20 protein-coding genes are annotated in these 25,250 nt (G+C 66.9%); 12 read left to right on the top strand and 8 right to left on the bottom strand.

Annotation, left to right across the window (positions count from 1 at the left end):
- Positions 1–185: 185 nt before the first annotated feature.
- From ACM14_RS18865 to ACM14_RS18850, 4 genes are all read left to right on the top strand, one after another.
- The gene (locus ACM14_RS18865) at positions 186–2,819 is read left to right on the top strand and encodes an EAL domain-containing protein (protein WP_065346983.1); all 2,634 of its coding nucleotides are present in this window, start codon (positions 186–188) and stop codon (positions 2,817–2,819) included.
- Positions 2,820–2,976: 157 nt separating this feature from the next.
- A complete protein-coding gene (locus tag ACM14_RS18860) occupies positions 2,977–3,984 on the top strand; it encodes a diacylglycerol kinase family protein (RefSeq protein WP_065346982.1) in 1,008 nt (335 codons plus the stop codon).
- A 22-nt stretch (positions 3,985–4,006) separates the two neighbouring features.
- Entirely contained in the window at positions 4,007–4,822 is an 816-nt protein-coding gene (locus tag ACM14_RS18855; protein WP_065346981.1) for a metallophosphoesterase, read from the top strand.
- Positions 4,823–5,006: 184 nt separating this feature from the next.
- On the top strand, positions 5,007–5,375 hold the full coding sequence (locus tag ACM14_RS18850) for a response regulator (RefSeq protein WP_012205652.1): 369 nt from the start codon (positions 5,007–5,009) through the stop codon (positions 5,373–5,375).
- 35 nt (positions 5,376–5,410) lie between these two features.
- Here ACM14_RS18850 and ACM14_RS18845 read toward each other — a convergent pair whose 3' ends face one another.
- From ACM14_RS18845 to ACM14_RS18830, 4 genes are read right to left on the bottom strand one after another with little or no spacing between them, the layout of a single operon-like run.
- Positions 5,411–6,541 (bottom strand): hybrid sensor histidine kinase/response regulator, encoded by a 1,131-nt coding sequence (locus ACM14_RS18845; RefSeq protein WP_175403284.1) that lies wholly within the window; start codon positions 6,539–6,541, stop codon positions 5,411–5,413.
- A 48-nt stretch (positions 6,542–6,589) separates the two neighbouring features.
- Positions 6,590–7,204, bottom strand: a complete 615-nt coding sequence (locus ACM14_RS18840; RefSeq protein WP_034393833.1) for a chemotaxis protein CheB — start codon at positions 7,202–7,204, stop codon at positions 6,590–6,592.
- Complete coding sequence (locus ACM14_RS18835) at positions 7,204–8,043, bottom strand: protein-glutamate O-methyltransferase CheR (RefSeq protein ID WP_012205655.1); 840 nt, start codon at positions 8,041–8,043, stop codon at positions 7,204–7,206. Before ACM14_RS18835 ends, ACM14_RS18840 begins: the two co-directional genes overlap by 1 nt.
- Positions 8,044–8,082: 39 nt before the next feature.
- The gene (locus ACM14_RS18830; protein WP_065346979.1) at positions 8,083–11,625 is read right to left on the bottom strand and encodes a response regulator; all 3,543 of its coding nucleotides are present in this window, start codon (positions 11,623–11,625) and stop codon (positions 8,083–8,085) included.
- Between the two features lie 217 nt (positions 11,626–11,842).
- Here ACM14_RS18830 and ACM14_RS18825 point away from each other — a divergent pair, with 217 nt between their 5' ends.
- Together ACM14_RS18825 and ACM14_RS18820 are read left to right on the top strand one after the other, a co-directional pair.
- Complete coding sequence (locus ACM14_RS18825) at positions 11,843–12,232, top strand: hypothetical protein (protein ID WP_013802375.1); 390 nt, start codon at positions 11,843–11,845, stop codon at positions 12,230–12,232.
- Positions 12,233–12,338: 106 nt separating this feature from the next.
- A complete protein-coding gene (locus ACM14_RS18820; protein ID WP_065346978.1) occupies positions 12,339–12,746 on the top strand; it encodes a hypothetical protein in 408 nt (135 codons plus the stop codon).
- A gap of 46 nt (positions 12,747–12,792) precedes the next feature.
- Here ACM14_RS18820 and ACM14_RS18815 read toward each other — a convergent pair whose 3' ends face one another.
- From ACM14_RS18815 to ACM14_RS18800, 4 genes are all read right to left on the bottom strand, one after another.
- Positions 12,793–14,580: a methyl-accepting chemotaxis protein gene (locus ACM14_RS18815; protein WP_065346977.1), complete on the bottom strand. Its 1,788-nt coding sequence runs from the start codon at positions 14,578–14,580 to the stop codon at positions 12,793–12,795.
- 41 nt (positions 14,581–14,621) lie between these two features.
- On the bottom strand, positions 14,622–15,452 hold the full coding sequence (fliD, locus tag ACM14_RS18810; protein ID WP_013802372.1) for a flagellar filament capping protein FliD: 831 nt from the start codon (positions 15,450–15,452) through the stop codon (positions 14,622–14,624).
- Between the two features lie 223 nt (positions 15,453–15,675).
- Entirely contained in the window at positions 15,676–16,413 is a 738-nt protein-coding gene (locus ACM14_RS18805) for a GntR family transcriptional regulator (RefSeq protein ID WP_013802371.1), read from the bottom strand.
- Positions 16,414–17,227: 814 nt separating this feature from the next.
- Complete coding sequence (locus ACM14_RS18800) at positions 17,228–17,710, bottom strand: type VI secretion system tube protein Hcp (RefSeq protein ID WP_013802370.1); 483 nt, start codon at positions 17,708–17,710, stop codon at positions 17,228–17,230.
- A 615-nt stretch (positions 17,711–18,325) separates the two neighbouring features.
- Here ACM14_RS18800 and ACM14_RS18795 point away from each other — a divergent pair.
- The 6 genes from ACM14_RS18795 to tssJ are packed head-to-tail and all read left to right on the top strand — an operon-like array spanning position 18,326 to position 25,245.
- Positions 18,326–20,407, top strand: coding sequence for a serine/threonine-protein kinase (locus tag ACM14_RS18795; RefSeq protein ID WP_065346976.1), 2,082 nt, complete (start codon positions 18,326–18,328; stop codon positions 20,405–20,407).
- Between the two features lie 9 nt (positions 20,408–20,416).
- Entirely contained in the window at positions 20,417–21,205 is a 789-nt protein-coding gene (locus tag ACM14_RS18790) for a PEGA domain-containing protein (protein ID WP_065346975.1), read from the top strand.
- Between the two features lie 8 nt (positions 21,206–21,213).
- On the top strand, positions 21,214–21,702 hold the full coding sequence (locus tag ACM14_RS18785) for a TssQ family T6SS-associated lipoprotein (RefSeq protein ID WP_224986306.1): 489 nt from the start codon (positions 21,214–21,216) through the stop codon (positions 21,700–21,702).
- Between the two features lie 42 nt (positions 21,703–21,744).
- A complete protein-coding gene (tagH, locus tag ACM14_RS18780; RefSeq protein WP_065346974.1) occupies positions 21,745–23,850 on the top strand; it encodes a type VI secretion system-associated FHA domain protein TagH in 2,106 nt (701 codons plus the stop codon).
- Positions 23,847–24,635 carry a PP2C family serine/threonine-protein phosphatase gene (locus tag ACM14_RS18775; protein WP_065346973.1) on the top strand — a complete coding sequence of 263 codons (789 nt, stop codon included), beginning with the start codon at positions 23,847–23,849 and terminating at the stop codon, positions 24,633–24,635. The genes tagH and ACM14_RS18775 overlap by 4 nt, the downstream gene beginning before the upstream one ends.
- Before the next feature lie 19 nt (positions 24,636–24,654).
- Complete coding sequence (gene tssJ, locus ACM14_RS18770; protein ID WP_065346972.1) at positions 24,655–25,245, top strand: type VI secretion system lipoprotein TssJ; 591 nt, start codon at positions 24,655–24,657, stop codon at positions 25,243–25,245.
- The last annotated feature ends 5 nt before the right edge of the window (positions 25,246–25,250 follow it).

The following is a 25,250-nucleotide window of genomic DNA, read 5'->3' as shown; positions in this document are numbered from 1 at the left end:
AAACCGAGTGGCGCAATGGCCGGCTTTGCGCAGGCCACGGCCCGCCTTTGCGTTCTGGCAAATCGCCATCAAGAATTCATTTTTTCTACCGAAAACCATTTATCAACAAATTTTCCTATCAACCACAGGAGCGCCCAGGCGCGGACTGCGGCGGCGGCGGCGCAGGGCTGCGAAGGCACTGCACAATGGCCGCTGTCGCAGGCAGATCCGGCCCTTGGCTGCCCGGCGCACGCTACGGAAACCTCTGCATGCCCGCCTTCAGGCTCTCACTTCGCACGGCAGTCACAGCCCCCTTCATAGCGGTGTTCGTGGTCACGGCCGGGCTGTTGGCGGCATGGCAGCAGCGCCAGGTGGACCAACTCATCAACCGCGAAAGCCTGCGGCTGCTCGACTCCCTGTCCACCACCACGCGCCACCAATTGGCCGATTACCTGGAGACCCCGCTGCGCGTGCAGCAGGCCCTGGCCGAAACCGTGGCCCGGCAGGCGCTCTACACACCCGGCGACCTGCGCCCCATCTATGGCTATCTGACACGCTCATTCACCGAGCTGTATGCCCAGCACCACCAGATCAGCCTGTTGAGCTTTGGCGGCGTACAAGGTGAATACACGGGCGTGCGGCTGGAGCCCGATGGCCGCTACCGCCTGATTCTCCAGGACCGCAGCACCCAGGGCGCCCTGCAGATCTTCGAGGGGCTGGAGCCCGGCCCGCCCATGTCCAGCCTTGCCGGCTACGACCCCCGCGTGCGCCCCTGGTACCAGCCTGCCATCCACAAAGACGGCCCGCACTGGTCGCCCATCTACACGGTGACTGGCGACCGCGGCGATACCACGATTTCCGCATCCACGTCCGTGCGGGTGTCCGGCCAGCTGGCCGGCGTGGTGGCCGCCGATGTGCGGCTGAGCAGCATGAACCGCTTTCTGCGCGACGAGCCCTTGCGTGGCAACGGCCATATCGCCGTGGTCGACGCACAGGGCTACATGGTGGCGCACTCGTCCGAGCTGTCGGTGCTGAAACGGCGCGAAGGCCCCTATGACCCACCCGTGCGCCTGCGGCTGTCCGAAAGCCCCGATCTTGCGCTGCGCAGCCTGGCCGCCCTGCTGCCTCCCCATCTGAGCGCGGATTCATCGGCGCCAGCGGCCCCCCAGAACACCATCAACCTGAGCTTCAAGGAACAGGGGCAGATCTACCACGGCCAGGTCACCGCATTCCACGATGCACGCGGCATCGACTGGCGGATCCTGGTGCTGCAGCCCGAATCCGATCTGGTCAGCAGCATGCGGGCGGACAGCCGCCATGCGCTGGTCCTCGCTTTCGGCCTGGCCTTGCTGGGACTGGGGCTGGGCGTGTGGTGCCTGCGCCGGGCGCTGCGCCCCCTGGCGGTGACGGCCGATGCGGCCAACCGCCTGGCCAAGGGCGACTGGAGCGCGGTAGGGGCGCTGCCGGATACGTCCCTGGTCGAGACATCGTCCCTGGTTTCGGCCTTCCACAACATGGCGCAGCGGCTGCAGGAATCGTTCGAGCACATGCGCACCCTGCTGCAGTACGACAGCCTGACGCAGCTGCTCACGCGCGCCGGCCTGATCGAGCAGGCCGATGCGGCGGCAGCCGCCAACACGCCCTGCCCTGCAGCGCTGTGCCTGCTGGAGCTGCAGAATTTCCGCAGCGTCCGCGACGATGTGGGCCACGGCACGGGCGAGCAGTTGCTGCGGGCCGTGGCCGAGCGGCTGCGCAACCACCATCTGCAGTTTCCTGCCCTGCTGGCGCGCACGGCCAGCAACGAGTTCGCCATGCTGTGGCTGCATGACTGCACGCCGCAGCAGATGCAGGACAAATGCCGCCATCTGCTGGAAATCTTCGACCAGCCATTTTCCGTGGGCAAGGACGACATCGTGCTGCGCGCCTGCGCGGGCGCCGTCAGCGGCGAGCTGCTGCCGGGCGCGCTGCCCGAGTGGCTGCGCAACGCCAGCATTGCGCTGGGTGAGGCGCAGCGCGGCTCGCACCCCTTCCTGCTGTTCGAGCCCAGCCTGGCGCAGAAAATGCTGGGCCGCACGCAGCTGGCCATGGAGCTGCGCCAGGCGGTGGAGCGCAACGAGCTGCGCGTGTTCTACCAGCCCGTGGTGGACCTGGCCACAGGCAGCATGGTCGGCGCCGAGGCCCTGGTACGCTGGAACAGCCCGACGCGCGGCATGGTGCCGCCCGGCGTCTTCATTCCGGTGGCCGAGGAGTCGGACCTCATCCTGAGCGTGGGCGAATGGGTGCTGCGCACGGCGGCGCACGACATCGCCTCCCACCTGCCCCGGCTGCCCGCCGACTTCGAGCTGCACGTCAACATGTCGGCACGCGAGCTCATCCAGTCCGACTTCGCCTCCACGCTGGAGCAGGCACTGGCCACCAGCGGCCTGCCCGCCCGGCTGCTGACCCTGGAGCTGACGGAATCCATGCTGCTGGACGACAGCGACGCCACGCTGCAGCGCATTGCCGCCATCCGCGCGCTGGGCGTGAAGATCGCCATTGACGACTTCGGCACCGGCTACTCCTCCCTGGCCTATCTCAGCCGCCTGCGCTTTGACTGCATCAAGATCGACCAGAGCTTCGTCGGCCAGTTGCCGGAGTCCGAATCCGACAAGTCCATCGTGACCGCCGTGCTGCGCATCGCCCAGGGCTTTGGCGTCAAGGTCGTGGCCGAAGGCGTGGAGGAGCAGGCCCAGGCCAGGCTGCTGCACGCGCTGGGCTGCGAGCATGCACAGGGCTATCTGTTCGAGCGGCCCGTGCCGCTGGCGCAGATGCTGGAGTACCGCTCTCCCTGGCCCGAGTGAGCCAGCAGTGAGACGCTGACGATCCGCTGGTGAGCCGCTGCTGCCTTGTGGTGCCCTGCCTGTCGGCTTTGGCTGACGTGTGCCGCTTGCATGATCCGGTGCACATGCAGCTGCAATCCACGAAACAATCGGCGCCTGTTCCAGCCTCCCGCCTTCCATGACGCCCACCTATTCCGAGAGCCAGCCGCCCCCGCCCCGTCTGGACCCCGCCGGCCCCATCCACCTGATCGTGCCCCTGCGCCCAGGCGCCGACCTGGAACAGCTGCGCGCCCGCCTCACCAGCGTGCCCGCGCTGCAGCAGCGCAGCGTGCAGTGGCATGTGCCTGGCGCACGCGCCGACATCGTGCACCTGGCCGCCCGCGCCGTGGACAGGGCCAGCCAGGATGGCGGCCTGGTCGTGGCCGCCGGCGGTGACGGCACCATCAATGCGGTGGCCGCCGCAGCCTGGGCGCAGGGCGTGCCCATGGGCGTGGTTCCGCTGGGCACCTTCAACTACTTCGCCCGCGAGCAGGCGCTGTCGCTGGACCCCGCCCAGGCCGTGCAGGACATTCTTCAGGCATTGCAGGCCGGCCAGATGCGGCCCGTGAACGTGGGCCTGGTCAACGAACGGCTGTTCCTGGTGAACGCCAGCCTGGGCCTGTACCCGCGCCTGCTGGACGAACGCGAGCGCGCGTCCACACGCTTTGGCCGCACGCGGCTGGTGGCCATTGCGGCCTCCATCTGGAGCATTCTTCGCGGTGGCAGCGCACGCCGCTGGCGCATCGCCCTGCGCTCCGACCGCCAGGCGCCGCTGCAGCAGCAGGAGCACCTGGCCAGCACACTGTTCGTGGGCAACAACCCGATGCAGCTGGAGCGCGTGGGCATTGCCGAAGCCCGCGCCGTGGCCGACGGCCAGCACCTGGCCGCCGTGCTGCTGCTGCCGCAGGCCAGCGAGGCCCCGGCGCGCGTGGTCTGGAATGCCGTGTTGGGACGGCTGGCGCAGGACGATGCGGTGGCCAGCCTGGCCTGCACCGAGCTGGTGGCGGAGCCCGCAGGTCGGCGCCCGCGGCGCCTGAAGGTGGCCTTTGATGGCGAGCGCGAATGGATGGCGCCGCCCATTCGTTTTCGCCTGGGCGAGAAGCCGCTGTGGCTGGTCGTGCCGGGCGAGGCCGGGCCCTCCTCCTGATCTCAAGGGACAAGGAACGCCCATGGCTTTGCTCATGCATATGTCGGACCTGCATTTCGGCGCCCACGATCCGGCCGTGTGCGCCGCCGCGGCAAGACTGGCCGCACGTCTGCCCGTGGCGCTGCTGGTGGTCTCCGGCGACCTGACCCAGCGTGCCACGGCCGCACAGTTTGCCCAGGCGCGCGAGTTTCTCGATGCCCTTCCCGTACCGCGCCGCCTGGTCGTGCCGGGCAACCACGATCTGCCGTTGCTTGCCTGGTGGGAGCGGCTGGGCGGCCATGCCCATGATCGCTACGCCCGCTGGATCAGTGCCGACCTGCAGCCCTGGTGCGCAGAGCAGGGCTTTTGCGTGATTGGCGTGGACACCACGCGCTGGTGGCGCCACCAGCGCGGCAGCCTGTCGGCCAGCCAGATCCGGCAGGTGGCCCAAAGGCTGGCGCAGGCCAGCCCCGGCGACTGGCGCATTGTGGTCAGCCACCACCCGCTGGCAGCCGCCCATGCCCAGGACCGCAGCCACCGCCCGCACCGCGCGGCAACGGCCCTGGCGGCCTGGCGCGACGCCGGAGCGCAGTTGGTGCTGTCAGGCCATGGACATGACCCCGGCCTGGTCCAGCCGCTGCCGGGGCTGTGGGCGGCGCAGGCGGGCACTGCGGTATCGCTGCGGCTGCGCGCGCATGCTCCCAACAGCCTGTTCACGCTGGAGCAGCAGGAGGACTCGGCTGGACAGGGCCCGGCCTGGCGCCGCGAGCTCACGCGCTGGGACTATTCACGGCAGGCGGATGAATTCCTGCCCGTTCAAAAGCATGTTCTGGACCCGCCGCAGGCCTCCACCCGCTGAACGCGCGCAAGCCTTGCTCTGGCGTTCTTCGTTGTATTGCACAATCCACAACCTCGGCTCCACGCAGGCGGCGGCAGAAAAGTTTGCATGCTGTCCTACGCGATGGCCGCCCGAGGGTGTGGATGATCAGCCCTCGTCAATGCTGCTTTTTTGATAGCAGCATGATGCACTGCAACAAAGAGATATGCGAATCCTGTACGTTGAAGACAATGCCGACCTGCGCGAAACCATTGGCCTGCTGATGGAGAGCGAATCACGCTTCGTGACCAGTTGCGCCACCGCCGAGCAGGCCTTGGAACTGGATGCGGCCCAGCCTTTCGACGTGGTGGTTTCCGATGTCAGCCTGCCTGGCCTGTCAGGCACCGACCTGGCGCGGCAGCTGCTGGAGGCCGATGCGCAGCGCTGGATCATCCTGTGCTCCGGCTACGACCTGGGCCCCTACCCCACGGCCTGGGGCCCCCATGTGCGGACCCTGCTCAAGCCCTTCGAAATCGAGGACCTGGAGACGCTGCTGGACTCCATCCAGGAAGCGCTCGGCAACCCTGCCCACTGAAGCGTTCGCGCTTTCGCGCCCCCCGGCTCCCGCCGTCACAGCGCGGCCTTGGAGCCTCCCGCCACCGCCTCGCGCGGCAATTCCACCCTGAAGCTGGTCACTCCGTCGGCGGAGCGCACATCGATGCGCCCGCCATGCGAACGCACGATCTGGTGCGCAATGAACAGCCCCAGGCCCAGTCCCTGGTGCTGGCCGGGCCGGCGTTCACCACCGCGAAACGGGTTGAACAGCGTGGGCAGCAGTTCCGCGGGAATGGTGCCGCCGTTGCGCACCGTGATGGACACGCGATCGTCCTGGCGGCCATCGGCCGTCACCTGCACCGGCTGCGCGGGATCTCCGTGGTGCATGGCATTGCCCAGCAGGTTGGTCAGCACCTGGCACAGGCGTTCGCCATCCCAGATGCCTTCCAGATTGCCCAGCATCTCGCTTTCCAGGCGCCGCTCCGGGAAGCCCGTCTCCACCTCCTGCAGCGTGCGCTGCAGCAACGTCTGCAGGCTGGCCGGCTGAGGCGACAGCGGCAGGCCTTCTGCCTGGCGGATGCGGGTCACGTCCAGCAGATCCTCGATCATGCGCGACATGCGCTGGCTGCTGCTGAGCATGCGCTCGGCCATGTTGGCCACCTTGCCGGGATCGGGCTGGCGCGTGAGCACGGTGGCCGCCGCCTTGATGGACTGCAGCGGCGTGCGCAGGTCGTGGCTGAGCACGGCCATGAACATCTCGTTGATGCGCAGCGCCTCGGTGCGCTCCTGCAGCTGCTGGGCCAGCGCCTGCTTGCGCTGGTGCAGCTCGAAGAACACGTTGGCCTTGGTGGTCAGCATGTGCGGGTCGATGGGCTTGTAAAGAAAGTCCACGGCGCCGCTTTCATAGCCGCGGAATTGCCAGTTGTGCTCGCGCGAGCCGGCCGTCATGAAGATGAGCGGGATGTGGCGCGTGCGCTCGCTGCCGCGTATCAGCTCGGCCAGCTCGAAGCCGTTCATCTCGGGCATCTGCACGTCCAGCAAGGCCAGCGCCACATCGCCATGGTCGAGCAAAAGCTCCAGCGCCTCGGGGCCGGAATGCGCCTTGAGGAACTCGATGCCGTCGCGCTGCAGCAGCGCTTCGATGGCGATCAGATTCTCGGCAATGTCATCGACGATCAGGCATTTGACGCGATCTGTTTGGGACATGGATTCTCTCTCGGTATTTTGTCTGGTGGGAGCGCGCTGAATGGACATTCAAAGCCTCCCCTGGCCGTGCAGCGATGCGATGAGCGCGGCAATGCCCTGCGGCGCCAGCACCTGGGCCTGTGGCACGCGGGCCAGGGCCGCCCGCGGCATGGTCTGCATTGCGGCACTGTCTGGCGACTGCACCACGGCCAGGCCGCCGGCCGCGTGCACGCTGGCCATGCCCTGGGCGCCATCCTCGTTGGCGCCGGACAGCAGCACGGCCAGCAGGCGCTCGCCATAGCAGTCGGCAGCCGACTCGAACAGCACATCGATCGAGGGCCGCGAAAAATGCCAGGGCGCATCCAGCGACAGCGCCAGCCTGGGCCCGCTGTCCACCAGCAGGTGGTAGTCGGCCGGCGCAAAGTACAGGCAGCCCGGCTCCAGCCATTGCTGGTCCTGCACCTCGCGCACCGGCAGGGCGCAGCGCGGCCCAAAAAGCTGGCCCAGCAGGCTGCGCCGGTCGCGCGGCAGGTGCAGTACCACCAGCACCGAAGCGCGCAGGCTGGCGGGCAGCGTGGGCAGCACCACGGACAGCGCATCAAGCGCGCCGGCCGAGCCGCCGATCACGATGGCCTCGTAGGCTGTGGCGGCGTCCGAGGCGGGTGTGTTCGTGGTCGCGGGCATCACAGCCCGGCCCTCTTGCGGTAGATGCGGTCTTCGAGCACGAAGTCCTCGAAGGCCTCCGAATGTCCTGAAAACCGCAGCGACTCCTTGGAGCCCAGGCCCAGGAACCCGCGATGGCACAGCGCATCGCGGAACAGGCCCAGCGCCCGGTCCTGCAGCTCGCGCTCGAAATAGATCAACACGTTGCGGCAGGACACCAGGTGCATCTCGGCGAACACGCTGTCGGTGGCCAGGCTGTGGTCGGAGAACACCATGTGCTCGCGCAGCCCCTTGTCGAAGACCACACGGCCATAGCGCGCCGTGTAGTAGTGCGACAGCGAGCTGTGCCCGCCCGAGCGCGCATGGTTGTCCGTGAATGCTGCCACGCGCGCCATGTCGAACACGCCCTGCTCTGCCGCCTTCAGCGCATGGGGATTGATGTCGGTGGCGTAGATCAGGGTGCGGTCCAGCAGGCCCTCTTCATGCAGCAGGATGGCCAGCGAATACACCTCTTCGCCCGCGCTGCAGCCGGCCACCCAGACCTTGAGCGAGGGATAGGTGCGCAGCAGCGGCACGACCTCGGTGCGCAGCGAGCGGAAGTAGGTCGGGTCGCGGAACATGTCGCTGACCTGGACCGTGAGGTACTCGAGCAGGGCCGGGAACACGCTTGTATCGTGCAGCACACGGTCCTGCAGCTGCGACAGCGTCTTGCAGTCGAACTGCACCAGGGCCGACTGCAGGCGCCGCTTGAGCGAGGCCTGGGCATAGCCCCGGAAGTCGTAGTGGTAGCGGTGGTAGATGGCGTCGATCAGCAGGCGCTGCTCGATGTCGGCGGTGCGGGCTTTTTTCAGCTGAGGCATCGCGTCCTCCTATTCAGCTGCGGCATCGCGTCCTCCTTGCTACTTGGGCATCCACACCCGCACCAGCGACAGCAGCTTCTCCACGTCCAGCGGCTTGGCGATGTAGTCGTTGGCACCGGCGGCCAGGCATTTCTCCTGGTCGTCCTTCATGGCCTTGGCGGTCAGGGCGATGATGGGCAGGCGGCGCCATTGCGGGCGGTTGCGGATCTCGCGCATGGCGGTGTAGCCGTCCATCTCGGGCATCATGATGTCCATCAGGACCAGGTCGATGCCGGCCTGCGCCGTGCCCCGCGCTTCCAGGGTTTCCAGCGCCTCGCGCCCGTTGCGCGCGATCTCCACGCGGATGCCCGTGGGCTCCAGGATGCTGGACAGCGCGAACACATTGCGCACATCGTCCTCCACCACCAGCACCGTGCGCCCTTCCAGCGCCGACTCGCGGCTGCGCGCCACCTGCAGCATCTGGCGGTGCTCGGCCGACAGCTCGGACTCCACCTGGTGCAGGAACAGCGTGACCTCGTCGAGCAGGCGCTCGGGCGAGCGCGCGTCCTTGATGATGATGGACTTGGAAAAGCGCCGCAGCTGCTGCTCTTCATCGCGCGAGAGCGCGCGGCCCGTGTAGACGATGACAGGCGGGAAGGAAACATCGTCCTGGTCCGTCATGCGCTGCAGCAGCTCGTAGCCGCTGATATCGGGCAGGTTCAGGTCCATCACCATGCAGTCGAAGGTGGCGCCGCGCAGATGCTCCAGCGCCGCCGCCGCCGTGCCCGCGCAGACGATGTCCACATCGCTGCGGCTGAGCAGGTGGCGCACGCTCTCGCGCTGGCGCTCGTCGTCCTCCACCACCAGCACGCGGCGCAAATCCTGGGTGAACTTGGCCTCCAGCCGCTTCAGGGCATGGACCAGTTCCTCGCGCTTGACGGGCTTGAGTGCGTAGCCCACGGCGCCGCGTCCCATGGCCTCCTGCGAATAGTCGGCCACCGAGACCACGTGCACGGGAATGTGGCGCGTGACGGGGTTGCGCTTGAGCTGGTCCAGCACGCCCAGGCCCGAGAAATCGGGCAGGTTGATGTCCAGCACGATGGCGTTGGGCTGGTTGCTTGCCGCCATGGCCAGGCCGTCGGACGCGGTGTTGGCCACATCGCATTCGAAACCCATCTCGCGCGCGAGCTCGGAAAGAATGTCGGCAAAGCGCAGATCGTCCTCGATGACGAGAATGCGGCGCCCGCTCTGCCCGCTCTTTCGCAGGGCATTCGCGGCGGACGAAGTAGGCAACATCGGCGCAGACATGGCTGGCGACATGGCCGGCGCGAACGCGGGCGCAGCCGGCGCGACATGGGCCGAGGCGACGGCGGGCACGGACGCGGGCGATGACACCGGCACCTGCGTCTGTGTCTGCGTCTGCGCATTCGCCAGCGATTCCCGTGCCGGGCGGGGCAGCGGCGCGGCAGCCAAGGCCTGGCCAGGCTCCACCAGCTCCAGGATCACAGGCACGGTCAGCGTGAACACACTGCCCTGCCCCGGCGTGCTGGAGACGGTCAGCGTGCCGCCCAGCAGCCCGGCAAGGTCACGTGAGATCGACAGGCCCAGGCCCGTTCCGCCGAACTTGCGATGCGTGCTGCCGTCCGCCTGGCGGAAGGCATCGAAGATGAATTGCTGCTGCTGCTCGGCAATGCCGATGCCGGTATCGCGCACGGCAAACGCCAGCATGCCCCCGGGCACGCGGGACACCTGCAGGTCGACCGAGCCCTTGGCCGTGAACTTGAGCGCGTTGGACAGCAGGTTCTTGAGCACCTGGGCCAGCCGCATGGGGTCCGTCTGCATGGAGGCCGGCACGCCGGGGTCCACCGTCCATGTCAGCTCCAGGCCTTTTTCGCGGGCGATGGGGCGCAGCGGCTCCATCAGCGCCTGCAAGGCGGTGGCGATGGTCATGGGCTCCACCAGGACGCTGACCTGGCCAGCCTCGATCTTGGACAGGTCCAGGATGTCGTTGATCAGCGCCAGCAGGTCGCTGCCCGCCGCATGAATGGTCTGTGCGTACTTGACCTGATCGGCCTGCAGGTTGCCGGGCTTGTTGTCGGCCAGCAGCTTGGCGAGGATCAGCGTGGAGTTCAGCGGCGTGCGCAGCTCGTGGCTCATGTTGGCCAGGAACTCGCTCTTGTACTGGCTGGCCAGCTCCAGCTCGTGCGCCTTGTCGGTCAGCGCACCCTGGGCGCGCAGCAGTTGCTCGCGCTGGTACTCCAACTGCTGGGTCTGCTCCTCCAGATGGGCATTGGTCTGCTCCAGCTCGCTTTGCTGGTGCTCCATCTGCGTCTGCGACTCCTGCAGAATGCGGCTTTGCTGCTCCAGCTCCTCGTTGCTCACGCGCAGCTCTTCCTGCTGGGCCTGCAGCTCTTCCGACTGGCGGCGCGTTTCTTCCAGCAAGGTCTCGAGGCGCGAACGGTCCAGGCCCGAGCGGATGGCCACGGCCAGCATTTCGGACGCCCGCTCCAGCAGGCTGCGCTCTGCCTCGCTCACCCCGCGCAGAAAGCCCAGTTCGATGACGGCGAACACTTCGCCGTTCTCCATGGCGGGCGCCACCATCAGCTGCAACGGGCTGGACTGGCCGGTGCCCGAGGAAATCGGCAAGTGCTGCGCGGGCACGTCCCTGACATGCAGCAGCTTGCGCGAGGTGACCGCCTGGCCCGCCAGGCCCTCGCCGGGCAGCAGCTTGTGCTGCAGGCGCTCGCGCGGCAAGGCATAACCGCCGAACAGGCTCAGACCGCCGTCGGCGCAGTCCACCACATAGCCGGCGCCCACCTCGGCGCGCAGGTAGGTGGCCAGGTATTCCAGTGCCTTCTGGCCCAGGTCTTCCAGCCGGCGGTCGCCCTGCAACTGCTGGCCCAGGCCGGACAGACCGGACGTCACCCACGACTGGCGCGCCTTGACGCGGTACTCGCGCACCGTCAGCGCGGCCGATGCCAGGATCAGGCCCAGCAAGATGAGGGAGCCGCCCCAGGAGTAGTACGTCGAGGTGGTGGAGGCCTCCACCCACAGCTGGCGGCGCTGCTCCAGCTCACGGGTCTGGCGGGTGTAGAGATCATCGATCAGCTCGCGCAGCCGGTCCATGGCGTTCTTGCCCACGTCCAGGCGCACCAGGGCCATGGCGGCGTCCAGGTCGCCGGCCTTGCGCAAGTCTATGGTTTCCTGCAGCTCGCGCAGCTTCTGGGTCGAGATGTCCTCGATCTGGTCCAGCAGCCGGTGCTGGACGGAGTCGCTGGACGTGCGCGCCTTGAGCGCCTCCAGCTGCTTTTGCAGCACATCGCGCGCCTGCTGGTAGGGCTGCAGATAGGCCTGGTCACCCGTCAGCAGAAAGCCCCGCTGCCCGGTTTCGGCATCCTTGAGCGAGGCATTGAGCTGGCTGAGCTGGCGCATGGCCAGCGTCGTGCGGTCCATGGCATTCACGGCCTGGCCCCGCGCCTCGGACGCCCGGAAATTGACGAAGGCGATGACCAGGGTGGCCAGGGCCGCTGCACCAAAGCCTGCAACAAGCGTCCATGGAATGGCAAAGCGCTGGGTGGTCTGGTGGCTGGAAGATCGTGGCATGCAGTGGAATTTCTGGCGGAAATGGACGAAGGAATCCGCCAGGGACTGTAACGGTTTTGCGCGGCCCTCGGCAGCACTCGACCACACTCGGCCGCAGTCCGCGCTGGTTTCAGCGGTGCGCGACGCACGGCGCCACCACGGCAGCCGTTAACATGGCCCGATACCTTCCTTCCGACATCCCGCTGCGGTCGTCGGCCCACACTCCAGGAACCATTGCATGAAAACCTTTGCCCTCACCGTCGCATCGCTGGCCGCCGCCGCCTCGCTGGTGTCCACCAGCGCCAATGCCGCAGCGTTGATCTTCCTCAACGACACCATCGCCGCACGCATTCCCGCCAGGGACCTGCCCGACGCAAAGGCCGCCGTTGCAAAGGTGCTCAACGAGGCCGCCGACGGCTCCGTGACCGAATGGACCAGCCGCCCGAACCGTACCAACCAGCGCGTGACGATGGCCTTGCAGCCGCAGCAGACCGTGCAGACCGGCTCGGCCGGAAGCTGCCGCCTGCTGTCGGCCGACGTGCGCCTGAAAAAGACCTCGGAAAACTGGCGCTTCTGGTTCTGCAAGCAGTCCGATGGATCGTGGAAGGCCAGCGGCAGCCAGCCCTGAGCAAGGATTGCGGTGGCCTGTCACCGGGAATCCGGCATGGACCTACGCCACCAGTCCTGGACACATGGGAGCATGTCGGCCGGAAGATCGACATCGGAGAACAACCATGCCCCATGAATTTGTGCAGGCCACGACACTCGCCAGACGGCTGGCCCTGGGCGTCGCCGCAACCTCTTTGCTGACGCTGGCCGCCTGCTCGGGCGAGACCTCGTCAACGCGCGCGGGATTTCCCATGGCCGAAGTGCCGCGCTTCAACCAGCCCCCGCCGGACAAGCCCCTGCTGGGCCAGCCCGTGATCATGGCCGAGCAGGTCATGCCACATGCCAAGGGGGATCCGCACGAGCCCTTGCCGCCAGCCGCGCCCCTGCCCGCCAAGGCATCGGAGCCCGCAAGCGGGGTAGGAGCCACGAACAAGGAAGATGCCGGCGGTGTGAACCCTGCTGCCGGCCAGGCCGCCGCCATCTCCGATGGCCAGGGCGAGGGCTCCAAGTACCAACTGGGCGCCCCCAAGTAGCTGAACTCGGCCAAACCCGGCAGAACTCAACCGGAGCCGGACGGACTCAGAACGAAGTCCAGTCCCCGTCGTCATTGCCCTTGGCCGCCACGGTCTGCCTGGCGGCAGGCAGCTTTGCGGCGGGCGCTGGGGCAGCAGATGCGCTGCGTGCGGCAGCAGCGGGTGCAGTGCCAGCAGCAGGGGCGGACGCGGCCAGCGGTCGGGCCGCAGGACGCATGGGCGTTGCCGCAGAAGGCGCGCGCGCGGCAGGTACTGAAGACGAAGCTGCTCCCGTCCCTGCACGGGCCGGCGCCACGCCATCGATGCGGAACACGCTCACGGCGGCCGCCAGCTGATTCACCTGGGATTTGAGCGAGCCGGTCGCAGCTGCTGCTTCCTCGACCAGCGCGGCATTCTGCTGGGTCACCGTGTCCATCTGCGAAATCGCCTGGTGCACCTGGTTGATGCCGCTGCTTTGCTCCTGGCTGGCGGCCGTGATCTCGGCCACCAGGTCGCTGACCTGCTGCACGCTTTGCACGATGCCGTCCATGGTGCGACCGGCCTCGGCCACCTGGCGCGTGCCCGCGTCCACCTTGGACACGGAGTCTGCAATCAGGTCCTTGATGTCCTTGGCCGCCGAGGCGCTGCGCTGGGCCAGCGCACGCACCTCGCCCGCCACCACGGCAAAGCCACGGCCCTGCTCACCGGCACGTGCCGCTTCCACGGCAGCGTTCAGCGCCAGGATGTTGGTCTGGAAGGCAATGGAGTCGATGACGCCGATGATGTCGGCAATCTTGCGGCTGGACTCGCTGATGCCGCCCATGGTGTCCACCACGCCCGCCACCACCTTGCCGCCCTGCACCGCAGTCTGCGATGCCGAAGCGGCCAGCTGATTGGCCTGGCGTGCGTTCTCGGCGTTCTGCTTGACCGTGCTGGTCAGCTCCTCCATGGCGGCAGCCGTCTGCTCCAGCGAGCTGGCCTGCTGCTCGGTGCGCGAGGACAGGTCCTGGTTGCCCGCATCGATCTCGCCCGAAGCCGTGGCAATGCTGTCCGCACCCGAGCGCACCTGCCCCACGACCTGGGCCAGGTTGTCGTTCATCTGGCGCAGCGCCTGCAGCAACTGGCCGGTTTCGTCGCGCGAATCAACGGTGATGCGGCTGGTCAGGTCGTTGTTGGCCACGGTGCGCGCCACGCGCAGGGCTTCGGCCAGCGGCCCGGTGATGCCGCGCGTGATCCACCATGCGGCCAGCGCGCCCAGCACCACGGCCAGGGACACCACGGCGATGATGGTGGCGCGGCTGGCAGAAAAGCGCACCTGCACTTCCGCGGCGGAGCTGTCTATGGCGGCGCGCTGCATGTCCAGCAAGCGCTGCACGATCTCTATATAGCGCTGCGTGGCGGGCTGGTACTCCTGGGTGAACAGGCGCTCGGCATCTTCTGCACGGCCTTCGGCCTTGGCCTTGGTCACCACGTCGCGACCCGCCAGATAGCCGGCGCGCGCCTTCTTGATCTCGACCCAGATGTCCTTTTCTTCCTGCGTCTGCAGCAGCGGCTCGATGCGGTCCTGCAGCTTGCCCGACTGGCGCGAGGACTCGGCCGCGTCTTCGGCAAAGAACGTGGCCAGCGAAGGATCGCTGCTCTTGGCGATGGCCGTGGTCCGGCGCGAGCCCGAGTGGATGTTGCGGAACCAGTCGCTGATCATCCGCTCCTTGGCCAGGGCCACCTCGGTGATTTCCGTGGTCGAGCGGGCCATGTGCCCCATGCTGACGATGCTGGTGACACTGATCAACAGCATGATCAGCAAAAGAATGGTGAAGCCGCCTCCGAGACGGAGGCCGATGCGCAGGTTTTTCATGTTTTCCGGGAGCAGGATGCAGTGCGGGGATGGTGCTGAAATCAGTTCTTGAGGTAGGCGTCCAGCACCATGCGGTTCCAGTTGGCCGAACCGACCAGGGAGTCGCCCAGCTTCTCGGCCGTGGCAACCACCGCACTTTGCTGCTGCTGCAGCGTCTTGACCCGGTCACCCAGACTGGCCATGGACGAGCTGAGGCGGCTGCCCGTGGACAGCGCAGAGTTGGCGCTGCTCTCCACCGCTTTGCCAATGCCGGCCAGGGCAGAGGTCACGCCGGCGGCATCGGCGGCCATGGACTTTTCCAGGGCCTTGGCATCCACCGCCAGCGTGCCGTCCTGGCGCTGGACGATGCCGAGCTTGCCCAGGCTGGGCGCGGTCGCGCTGCCCGTGACACTCATGATGGCCGAGCGCAGCTCGCGCAGGGCGCGGGTGGCACCCACATCGGTGGAAGAGCCGGCCGCCGCGCTCACGCTGCCCTTGGCAACGCTGGAGTTATAGCGCGCCACCAGCTTTTCCAGCGCGCCTTGCACCGACTGGGTGGTGCTGGTGGCCGAGAGCGCGGCCACATCCTTGCCCGCCGAGGCCAGGTCCACCAGGGATGACTTGAACTGCCCCAACGCCGACAGCGAGGTCGATCCCGCCTGGGCCTGGGCCGCAATGCGCTCGTGCGCCTTGGTCAGCGACGGTGCCAGCTTGCGGACCTTCTCCGCTTCGGTGGTCTCCGTCTTGGTGCTGTCCGTCTTGGTGGCGCTGGTCTCCGCAGCGCTCTTCTTGCCGGCCGAATCCGAAGCCGCCTGCGTCGTGCTGCTGTTGAGCTTGGATTGGGCGCGGGCCAGCAGGCTTTGCACGTTCAGGTTGTCGGTTCTGATGCTCATGTTCTCTTCCCTGTGAGTTGGCAGATGGCGCGGGCGCGAGGCCCGTCCACGGTTTGGCAGGAAGACTACCGGGACGCCGCCGCAGCGATGCGGGGAAAAGCAGGCCCCTTGCCCACGACTTGCAGGCTTTGCTGCGCCGGAACGGATGTCCGCCGCCTTCCCGCAGCGGCCCAGCCATGAAAAAGGGCCTCCGAAGAGGCCCTCCAGCAACACATTGCGGCCCTCAGGCCATCTGCGTCAGGGCGCCATAGCGCTCGCGCGCCGTTTGCAGCATGTAGAACGTGATGCGCTTGACCTCGGCCCGGCTGTCGGCGATGTGCTCCCTCAGGCAGGACTGGGCCCGCGCTGCATCGCCAGCCTCGATGGCCGCGAGGATGGCGGCATGGTCGTCATAGGTAGCCGAGACCCGCGGCAGCTTGATGACATCCAGGCGCCGGATGATGCGGATGCGCTCGGTGATGTCCAGGTGGATGCGCGCCATCTCCTGGTTGCCGGTTGCAGCCACCAGGCCGGTATGGAAGGCCTCGTCCAGCGAGGCCACCACGGCGGGGTCGGTCTCGCGCTGCTCCTCGGGCACGCACCAGACCTCGCGCAACGGCTGCAATGACTTCAGCGATTCGCCCACCAGGCTGGCCACGGCGCTGGTCTCCATCAGGGTTCGCACCTCATAGAGATCCTCGAAGTACTTGAAGTCGAAGGCCTTGATCTGCCACCCGCTCTTGAAATGCACATCGACATAGCCATCGCGCTGCAACCAGAACAGCGCCTGGCGCACAGGCGTGCGGCTGACCTGCATGCGCGTGGCGATTTCGCCCTCGCTGAAGCGGTCGCCGGGCAGCAGGCGGAAGTCGAAGATGTCGTTCTTCAGGCAAGCGTAGATCTGCGCGGCCAGCGAGTGCGCGCTGCTTGCAGGCCCCTGGCGCGTCTCGCACACGGGCGGGGAGGCAACCGCGATGCTCATGCGACTGCCATGCCGGTTGGAGAACACCGCCCCTGCCGTTGGCGACAGCCAGGGCCAGCCAGGACACAGCTCAAGGCGGAGGAAAAGAGCGAAGCCATGCCTGCGGCACCGGGCAGATTTGCGGACGGTGACAGGGTATACGCCGATTGCTGCTGCAATCTCTCTGACGGGTTTGCACGCCGGCAATGGGCAATGGTCCATTCACGCATTTAGTACTCTTTCTTGTACACAAGTTGGCAGTGGAATTTATTAAAGAAACGAATTGCGTTTTAATAATTGGACCGGCAAAAATATTCTCGACAACGTCCGATGTTCGTGTATGCTCCGCCACTCGCCGCAGTACGGGCCAAACGCACCACAACGGTTCGCAGGCCCCGGCACCAGGCATTCAATGTGCCTGATCAATAGACACAGGAACCCACGCGCGGTAATCCTGCGCATATCCACGGCAATCCATTTTTATCAGAAATTTTCTGCACATTGATAGTGCAGCGAGCAAGTCGATTCCCCATGCCCGCGGCCATGGGTTTTCGTGTTTGTCAAAGATTGACAAGCCCAACGACATTCAGCTTTTGACAGGAATGGAAAGCTGGCCCAGGTCAAAAAAATGACACAAAAACCAGCCAGGCACGCGGTTACCCACGCGGCCTCAAGGCACGTCTCTCCGATATTCCCCCAACAGCCCGATTTCGGCTTTCCATACTGAAAAGCCTCCATCGATAGATGGAGGCCATATTCCCGCACGTCCACGGCAACACCCGCGCCAGACGAGTCCGACGCGGGTTGCCGCAGCAGCACAGCTGCGGGAGGAAGCTCAGGCTTCGCGGTTTTCCTTGATGTTGAAGCCCATCTGGCTCTCGGCGCCCTTGCCGCCCTGATTGGTCTGTTCCCAGTACTGAGTCTTGACCTTGGCAGCCTGGAACGAGTAGTTCACGGTCACGGTGTCAGAGGAGTTGGCGCCGCTGACGGTCACGTTCGTCACCATGACGTCGGTCAGGGTGATCTTGGTGAACTCGATCTGCGAGCCGCCGGCCTTGCACAGCGAGATGTCGACCTGGCCCAGGTGCTTGCCCGTGGCGCAGTGCTTGAGCACGGCGGGGTAGCACTTGTCCACCTTGGCGATGACGTTCAGGTCATGGAAGCTCACCTTGCCGGCGCCGGCACCACCGCCGCTGGACATGGTGTTGGGCTGGGTAGCACCCCAGGTGAAGGAGTCGATGTCGGTCCAGCCCTTGTGGTTGGAATCCTGGGACTCGCCACTGGCGCCCTCGACCTTCATGAACATATCAACGGACATTGCACACCTCTCGAACTAATGGATTAAACGTTCGCATGCAACCCAATAGCCTGATTGCATCGGATAGTTCACACGCGAACAAAGGGGAAACCACTCTCGGGTAGAGCGCACGAAACCGATTCACTTAACACGTGATTCAGATCAGTGCGGCGCATACCCTGGATGGTCAAGGAATGTATTGACAATCGCCTGCAATCCTCACTGTCGTGAACCGCCCTCCTTTGTTGGAGCCGCGATGATAGTGGATAAGGCCGGCAAAATACAAACAATTGAGCAGACTGAATTGTTACGGCGGATACATCTGAAAAAAAATGTATCCACCTCATATCCATTCGATTCGTGTCATGGCTTTTTGCGGAACTCAAGCTACACTCACGCCGCATTCGGAGTCCGATTGAAATACGATCTTGTATTCATGACGAATCCATGACGCTCGTCTTTGGCCCCTGGCTTCAGACAATAGGCTGATTGAGGAAAACCAACGGTTTACAGAGACAGATTGCCGGTGTGATGCCGGCTTTCTCCTTGTCCAATGGCCTCGAACAGGTTCGGCACCCTGGCTGCGCGACAGACATCGCCCGCCAGGGTGTGAAACAACATCTTGGGTGGGATTGCATGGATAGCGAAGCAGCATGTTCGACCAACTGCCTTCCGGCAGGTGTCCAGATTGGCGAATACCGCGTGCTCGATGTCATCGGCGAAGGCGGTTTCGGCATCGTCTACAAGGCCCGTGACCTCTCGCTGGACCGCGAGGTCGCGATCAAGGAGTACATGCCTTCGGCCCTGGCCGGGCGGCAAAGCTCCCATCAGGTGCATGTGCGCTCGCAGCACCGTGGCGCGTTCGACGCCGGGCTGCGCAGCTTCATCAACGAGGCCCGCCTGCTGGCGCGCTTCTCGCACCCCACCCTGGTGCATGTCTACCGATTCTTCGAAGCCGGCGGCACGGCCTACATGGTGATGCGCCACTACGAGGGCCAGACGCTGGGCCGCGTGCTGCAGGCATCGTCGGGCCGCATCGACCAGGCCCAGCTCAGCACCCTGCTGGCCCCGCTGCTCGATGTGCTCGAGGTCCTGCATGCACAGGACTGCTTCCACCGCGATATCGCGCCGGACAACATCTTCGTGCAGCGCGATGGCAGCCCCGTGCTGCTGGATTTCGGCGCCGCGCGCCGCATCATCGGCGACATGACCCAGGCGCTGACCATGGTGCTCAAGCCCGGTTTTGCGCCCATCGAGCAGTACGTGGACGACGGCGCCATGCCCCAGGGCGCGTGGACGGACATCTACCAGGTCGGCGCCCTCATTCACCAGGCCGCCACGGGCCGCACTCCTGCCACCTCGGTGGCGCGCATGGTCACGGACCCCATGCAGCCGCTGACTTCCGAGCAGGTTCCCGGCTACTCCGACGCCTTCCTGCAGGGCATGCAAAAAGCCCTGGCCGTGCGCCCGCAGGACCGGCCCCAGTCGATTGCCGAACTGCGCAGCCTGCTGGGCCTGTCTGCCGAAAACCGGGCGGCGCCTGCGCCTGTGGAGCCCAGCCCCATCTACATCCCGATCACGACGCCTGCGGCCGTTCAGGCCGCCATGGCCAGCGAGTCGGCATCCGCGCAGGCACCCCGGTTCCTGCCGATCACGGAAACCTACGTTCCCGCACCCACCCCACAGGTTGCGCCCGTGGCGACGGTCATGCCGGTGGCACCTGTGGCACCTGTGCTGCCCGTGCCGCCTGTTGCAACGGTTCCACCCGTGGCCCCGGCATCGCCGGCCCCCGCTCCTGCTGCCATGGCCACGCCTCAGATGGCACCCCCATCTGCACCCCAGGCCTCTGCCGCCGACCCGATGGGCCTGGGCAACGGGCCTTTCATCGACATCGACCAGGCACTGCCAGGCATGCCGGCTCCTCAGGCTACGGGTCAGGCTCCGGCTACGGCTTCAGCACCGGCCCCCGTTCCCGAGCAGCCCGCCGCAGCGCCGGCCGTCCAAGGCAAGCCTCCGGCTGCCCGGCCTCCAGCTGCGGGGGCCCAGGCAGCGCCCAAGGCCAGGCGCAGCAGCATGGCCGTACCGTTGGCCATCGGCGCCCTGGTGCTGGCTGCCATCGCGGGCGGCGGCGTGCTGTGGTACGACCATTCCCAGGACCAGGCACGCGCCAAGACCCTGGCAGCACGCGACAGCCTGGCCTGGCAGCAGGCGCAAAGCCAGTCCAGCCTGGCCCGCCTGCAGGACTACCTGGACAGCTTCCCCGAAGGACAGCACCGCACCGAGGCCCAGGCGCTGCTCAAGCAATTGCTCAACGAGGCCTCGCTGGCCTCCACGGAGCAGGTGCAGCCGATGACCGCGCCCGAGCAGCAGGCCGCGTTGCCCGAGATTGCCCCCTCGCAGCCCGAGCAGAGCCCGCCCGTCGTCCCCGTCACGGTGGCCACCGGGTCCGAGCCGTTGCCCACCGAGCCGCCCAAGACCGAAGCCCGCCCCGTCAAGCCCGCAGCGGCCACGGGCAAGGTGGTGTTCCGGGTCGTGCCCTGGGGCTATGTCTCCGTGAACCGCGCCCCGGCACGGACCAGCCCGCCGCTGACCCAGATGGAGCTTCCAGAGGGCGAGTACCGCATCGACATCAGCAACCCGGGTGCGGCCTCCACGGTGACCAAGACCATCACGGTCACCAAGGGCGAGTCGGTGACCGTGAACCATCTTTTCGAATGAGCGCGGCCCATGGCTCGACTGATGAACCACCGCTGGCGATGGATGCTGTGCACTGCAGTGCTCGGCCTGCCCTGCCTGGCGCATTCCCAGGCGGCATGCGAAGAGGCAGCGCCCGCCCAAACCGGCTCGGCAGGACGCCCACAGCTGGCGCAGGGCATTGCGCTGTTCGAGGCGCGCGACCTGGCCCAGGCCGAGCGTGCGCTGCAGGCTGCGCTGTTTGGCGGGCTGGCCGATCCCATGGAGCGGGCCTCCGCCCACAAGTACCTGGCCTACACCTATTGCACGCACAAGGAATGGGCGCGCTGCGAGGCGGCCTTCGACTCCGCGTTCTCCGCACACCCGAGCTTTGCACTGCAAGCCTACGAAACCACGGGTACGCCGTGGCGGGACGCCTACAGCCGCGCCCAGGACCGCTGGATCCAGCGCTGCCCTTCCGCGCAGCGGCTGCGCACGGCGCCTGCGGCACCCACGGCCGGTGGCTTTGCACTGAACAGCCGCGTGATCACCTCGATCACCGCCCTGACACCCGGCCTTGCTCCAGCGCGCTCCGCCGCACTGGCCGCACGGTCTGAGACGCCACGGACAGATCACAACCTGCGCCTGAGGGTCAGCCCCTGGGCCAACGTGCTGATCAACGGCAAGCCGTCCGGCGTCACCCCTCCCGTCGTGCTGCTCAAGCTGGCGCCAGGCTCCCACACGGTGGAGCTGCGCAATCCCGGCTTCGAGAGCTATCGGCAGGTGATCCGCATCACCGACGGCCAGTCGGTGACCCTTTCCCATGACTTTGATGCCCGCTGACCATGTCCATGACCCTGAATATTCCTCACTCCATCCAGCGCCTGACCCTTGCCCTGGCCGTTGCCTTCGGCCTGGCCGCGTGTGAAACCGCGCCCAAGCCCGTGGAGCCCGAGCCGGCCCCGACCGTGGTCCAGCCTCCGGAGCCCGTCAAGCCCGTGGACCCCGTGGTGATCAAGGAGCAGGAGCTGGTCGAAGCCATCCAGCTGTATGTGGACGGCCGCTATGAGGACGCCATCACGGCGCTGACGCCCCTGTCCACCGCACAGGAACTGCCCATGAGCAGCCAGGTCAAGGCGCTGAAGTACATCGCCTTCAGCCACTGCGTGGAAGGCCGCCGCAAGCCCTGCCGCCAGCACTTCGACATGGCCCTGGCCCTGGACCCCACCTTCCAGCTGACCGAGGCCGAAAAGGGCCATCCCATCTGGGGCCGGGAGTTCAACAACGCCCGTGCCGCGCTGCGCAACAAGCGCCCTGCGCCCGCGCGCAAAGCCTCCTGAGGCATCCCGACGCTTCCTGAAAACTGCCTAGCCTAAGACTCCATGGACAAAATCGAACTCAGGGTCGTGGACCACGATGGCGTTCCGGTCGATCGCCACTGGCATGCCGTATTCGGCATGGCCGGTGGCACGATCGGACGCAGTGGCCAGAACAAGCTCATCATCTCGGACCCGGACGCTTCCGTCGCGCGCGTGCACGCCATGGTCAGGCTGGATTCCGAGGGAGCCTTTGTTGCGAACCTGAGCGAGCGTGATCCCATCTGGGTGGCAGAGCAGCCCGTGCGTTCGGGCCAGGAAGTGGGCCTGCCCCTGGGCGCGCGCATCCGTATCGGCGCCTACACCCTGGCCGCCGTGGCGCCGGGCACGCCTTTCGAGGCACCGCCTTCGGCTGCAATGCAAAACGCGCAAAACGCGAAGGCCGCGCAAGCAACGCAGGCGGCGGCCCCACCCGCCACAGCCGCCCCGCAACCCCAGATCGTCCCGCCTCCCGTCGCCGTCCAGCCCCCGCTGCCGGAAGCAACGCCGCTGGCAGAGGCAGCGCCGCTGGCAGACGTATTGCCTGCCGCCGCCCCCGGCATCGCCGATCCCTGGGAAGGCCTGACGGCACTGAGCCTGGATGCCATCCAGACCCCTGCCGTGCCTTCGATCGAGAGCGCCATCCCGCCCGAGCAGGCTGCACTGGCCATGCCGCAGCCCGCCAAGCCGCAGCATCGCCCCCTGCTGATCCCCAATGATTTCGACCCCTTTGCTCCGCCGCCCCAGCAGGCTCGGCAGCAGGAGGAAGGCTGGGCCGGCCTGCCATCGCAAGGCACGGGCGAGCTGATACAGCAGCGCCATGACGGCATGGTCCACACCCTGCCGCTCAAGGGCCTGAGCACCGAGGCCTTGCATGATGCCTCCCATACCGGCCTGCCTTCGTGCTTCGAGCAATCCCAAAAGCTCGACCCGCTTGCGCTGTTCGACCAGGGCGGCCTGCCCCCCGATGCGCAGCCGCTGCAGCAGGCCTCGGGCCGGGGCTCCGAACTGGGCCAGGCCTTCAATCTGCCGCGCATGCAATCGCATGCACAGCCCGCAGAGCCGGTGCCACCGCCGGAGGCGGCAGCACCGGCCCAGCCTGCACTCCCGCCTGTGATCGATACCGTGATTCCTGCTGTGCAGGAGCAGCTTCCTGTACAGGTGGAGGCACGGGCACAGGTACCGACGCAGGTACAGACGCAGGCACCGGCGCAGGCACAGGACATTCCGGTTGCCGCGCCTGCCCCGGCGCCCGTGCCCCAGATCCCCGCCGAGCCGGCCGCGCTGGACGGTCTGCTGCCCACCAATAGACTGGATCTGGACCTCTTCAAGTCCGGTCTTGCCCACGTTGCGCCCGTCGCCAGGGCGGCCGTTGCCCCTACCTCGGCCCCCCTTGACACAGGCGTCGACGTCAATATCCCCTCGGCCTCCAGCATCCTCGGCCAGGGCGACGCCGCCATCCCCATCGGCGCCCTGCCCTCCACCGCCGCGCCTGTCGATATTCCCGTGCAGCCCCAGCCGGCCGCCAACGCCGATCTGCAGGCACTGGCCGCAGCCTTCATGGAGGGCGCAGGCCTGAACCCGGCCAAGACCCATTTCGAGGTCACACCGGAATTCATGCGCACTTTCGGAGAAGCCCTGCGCATTGCGGTGCAGGGAACCATCGACCTGCTGGCCGCGCGCTCCGAGATCAAGCGCGAGTTCCGCGCCGGCGTGACCATCATTGCCACGGGGGCCAACAACCCGCTCAAGTTCCTGCCCAATTCCGAGGGCGTGCTCATGCAGATGGTCCACCAGACCTTCCCGGGCTTCATGAAGCCGCTGCCTGCCATGCAGGACGCCTTCCAGGACCTGCATGTGCACCAGCTGGCCCTGATGGCCGGCATCCGCGCCGCCTATGCCGAGGCCCTGACCCGGTTCGATCCGACCGAGCTGGAGCGCCGCACAGAAACCAACCCCGGCCTGCTGGACAAGCTGCTGACCAATGGCCGCAAGGCCGCGCTGTGGGACGACTACAAGCACAACTTCGACGTGCTGCGCCGCCATGCCGAGGACGACCTGATGGCCTTCTCGGGCCGCACCTTCGTCGAGGCCTACGAAAACGCCGAGCAGTCCGTGAAAGGCCAGCCGTGATCGCCTACCTCGACGGAGAAGGCCACCGCTACAGCATCCAGGTGGCCAGCGCCTCCCACAGCGGCAGGCGTTCCAGCAACGAAGACGCCATGGGCCTGATGGACCTGGGCGCCGGCGGCCTGTGCTGCACGCTGGCCGACGGCGCTGGCGGACACGGGCATGGCGAGCTCGCCGCCCAGCTCACCGTGCAGGCCGTGGTGGATGGCTTCCGGCAGAACCCGCTGTTCGCCCCCGCCAGCCTGGCCTCCCTGATTTCCCAGGCGGAGCACCGCGTCAGCGGCCAGCAGTCCACCTCGATCTCGCGCATGCACATGAGCGCCACCGTGGTGGTGCTGTGCATCGATCCCGAGCAGGGCCGGGCCCTGTGGGCGCACTGGGGCGACTCGCGCCTGTACTGGTTCCGCGCGGGCCGCATGCACCTGCGCACCGAAGACCACAGCCTGGTCCAGCAGCTGCTGCACGCCGGCCTGTACGAGGAGAACGACCCGCGCCGCCTGCCCAACCGCAACGTGCTGGCCGGCGCCATTGGCGCCGAGGGCCAGGTGCCGCCCAGCATCCGCGCCGACGCCGTGGCCCTGGAGCCTGGCGATGTCTTCCTGCTGTGCTCGGACGGCCTGTGGGAAGGCATGCACGAGTCGGAAATGGAGCAGTTGCTGGCCGCCAGCCAACGCCCCGACGAATGGATACAGCGCATGGTCGGCCGCGTCGTATCCAGCGGCAATCCGCACCAGGACAACCTCAGCGCGCTGACGGTGTGGATCTGCCCGCGTGAAACCAATGACTGACATCGAGACAGGAGAAGCCATGTGGAGATCACAGGAACCGCAGGGGCGCCGGCAGGCGCTGCAAACGCTGGGCGCCTTGGGCCTGGGCACGGCCGTGGTGACCGGCCTGGCCGGCTGCGGCTCCCTCAACCCCCTGAGCCGCGCGCCCGAAGTGGCGCCCACAGCCGTGCCCACCGCCATATTCGAAGTGGTGGCGGACATGGACATCAACCCGGACCGTGAAGGCATTCCCAAGCCCGTTCTGCTGCGCATCTACGAGCTGCGCGCCTCCGCCGCCTTCGACCGCGCCGGCTTCTTCGACCTGCAGGACAAGGACGACGGCCAGCTGGGCAGCGACTTCGTGCGGCGCGAGGAATTCCTGGTCGCGCCCGGCCAGCGCCAGGTGATTGAGCGCAAGGGCAACCCCGATGTGCGCGCCTTCGGCCTGTTCGCCGCCTACCGCGATCTGGAGCGCAGCACCTGGCGCGCCTCGGCCGTCGCGCCCAACTCCGTGGAGCTGCGCAGGCGCTGGTGGGGCATGGGCTCCACCGAAAAGCTGCAGCCCGTGCGCTACCAGGTGCACCTGACCCGCGAAGAGGTCACCGTCCGCATTCAACCCGCATCCCAATAAACGCA

Source organism: Delftia sp. JD2, assembly GCF_001682645.1.
Lineage (GTDB): Bacteria > Pseudomonadota > Gammaproteobacteria > Burkholderiales > Burkholderiaceae_C > Comamonas > Comamonas acidovorans.
The sequence above is the reverse complement of the archived record's forward strand: the minus strand, read 5'-3'. Positions and strand labels throughout refer to the sequence as shown.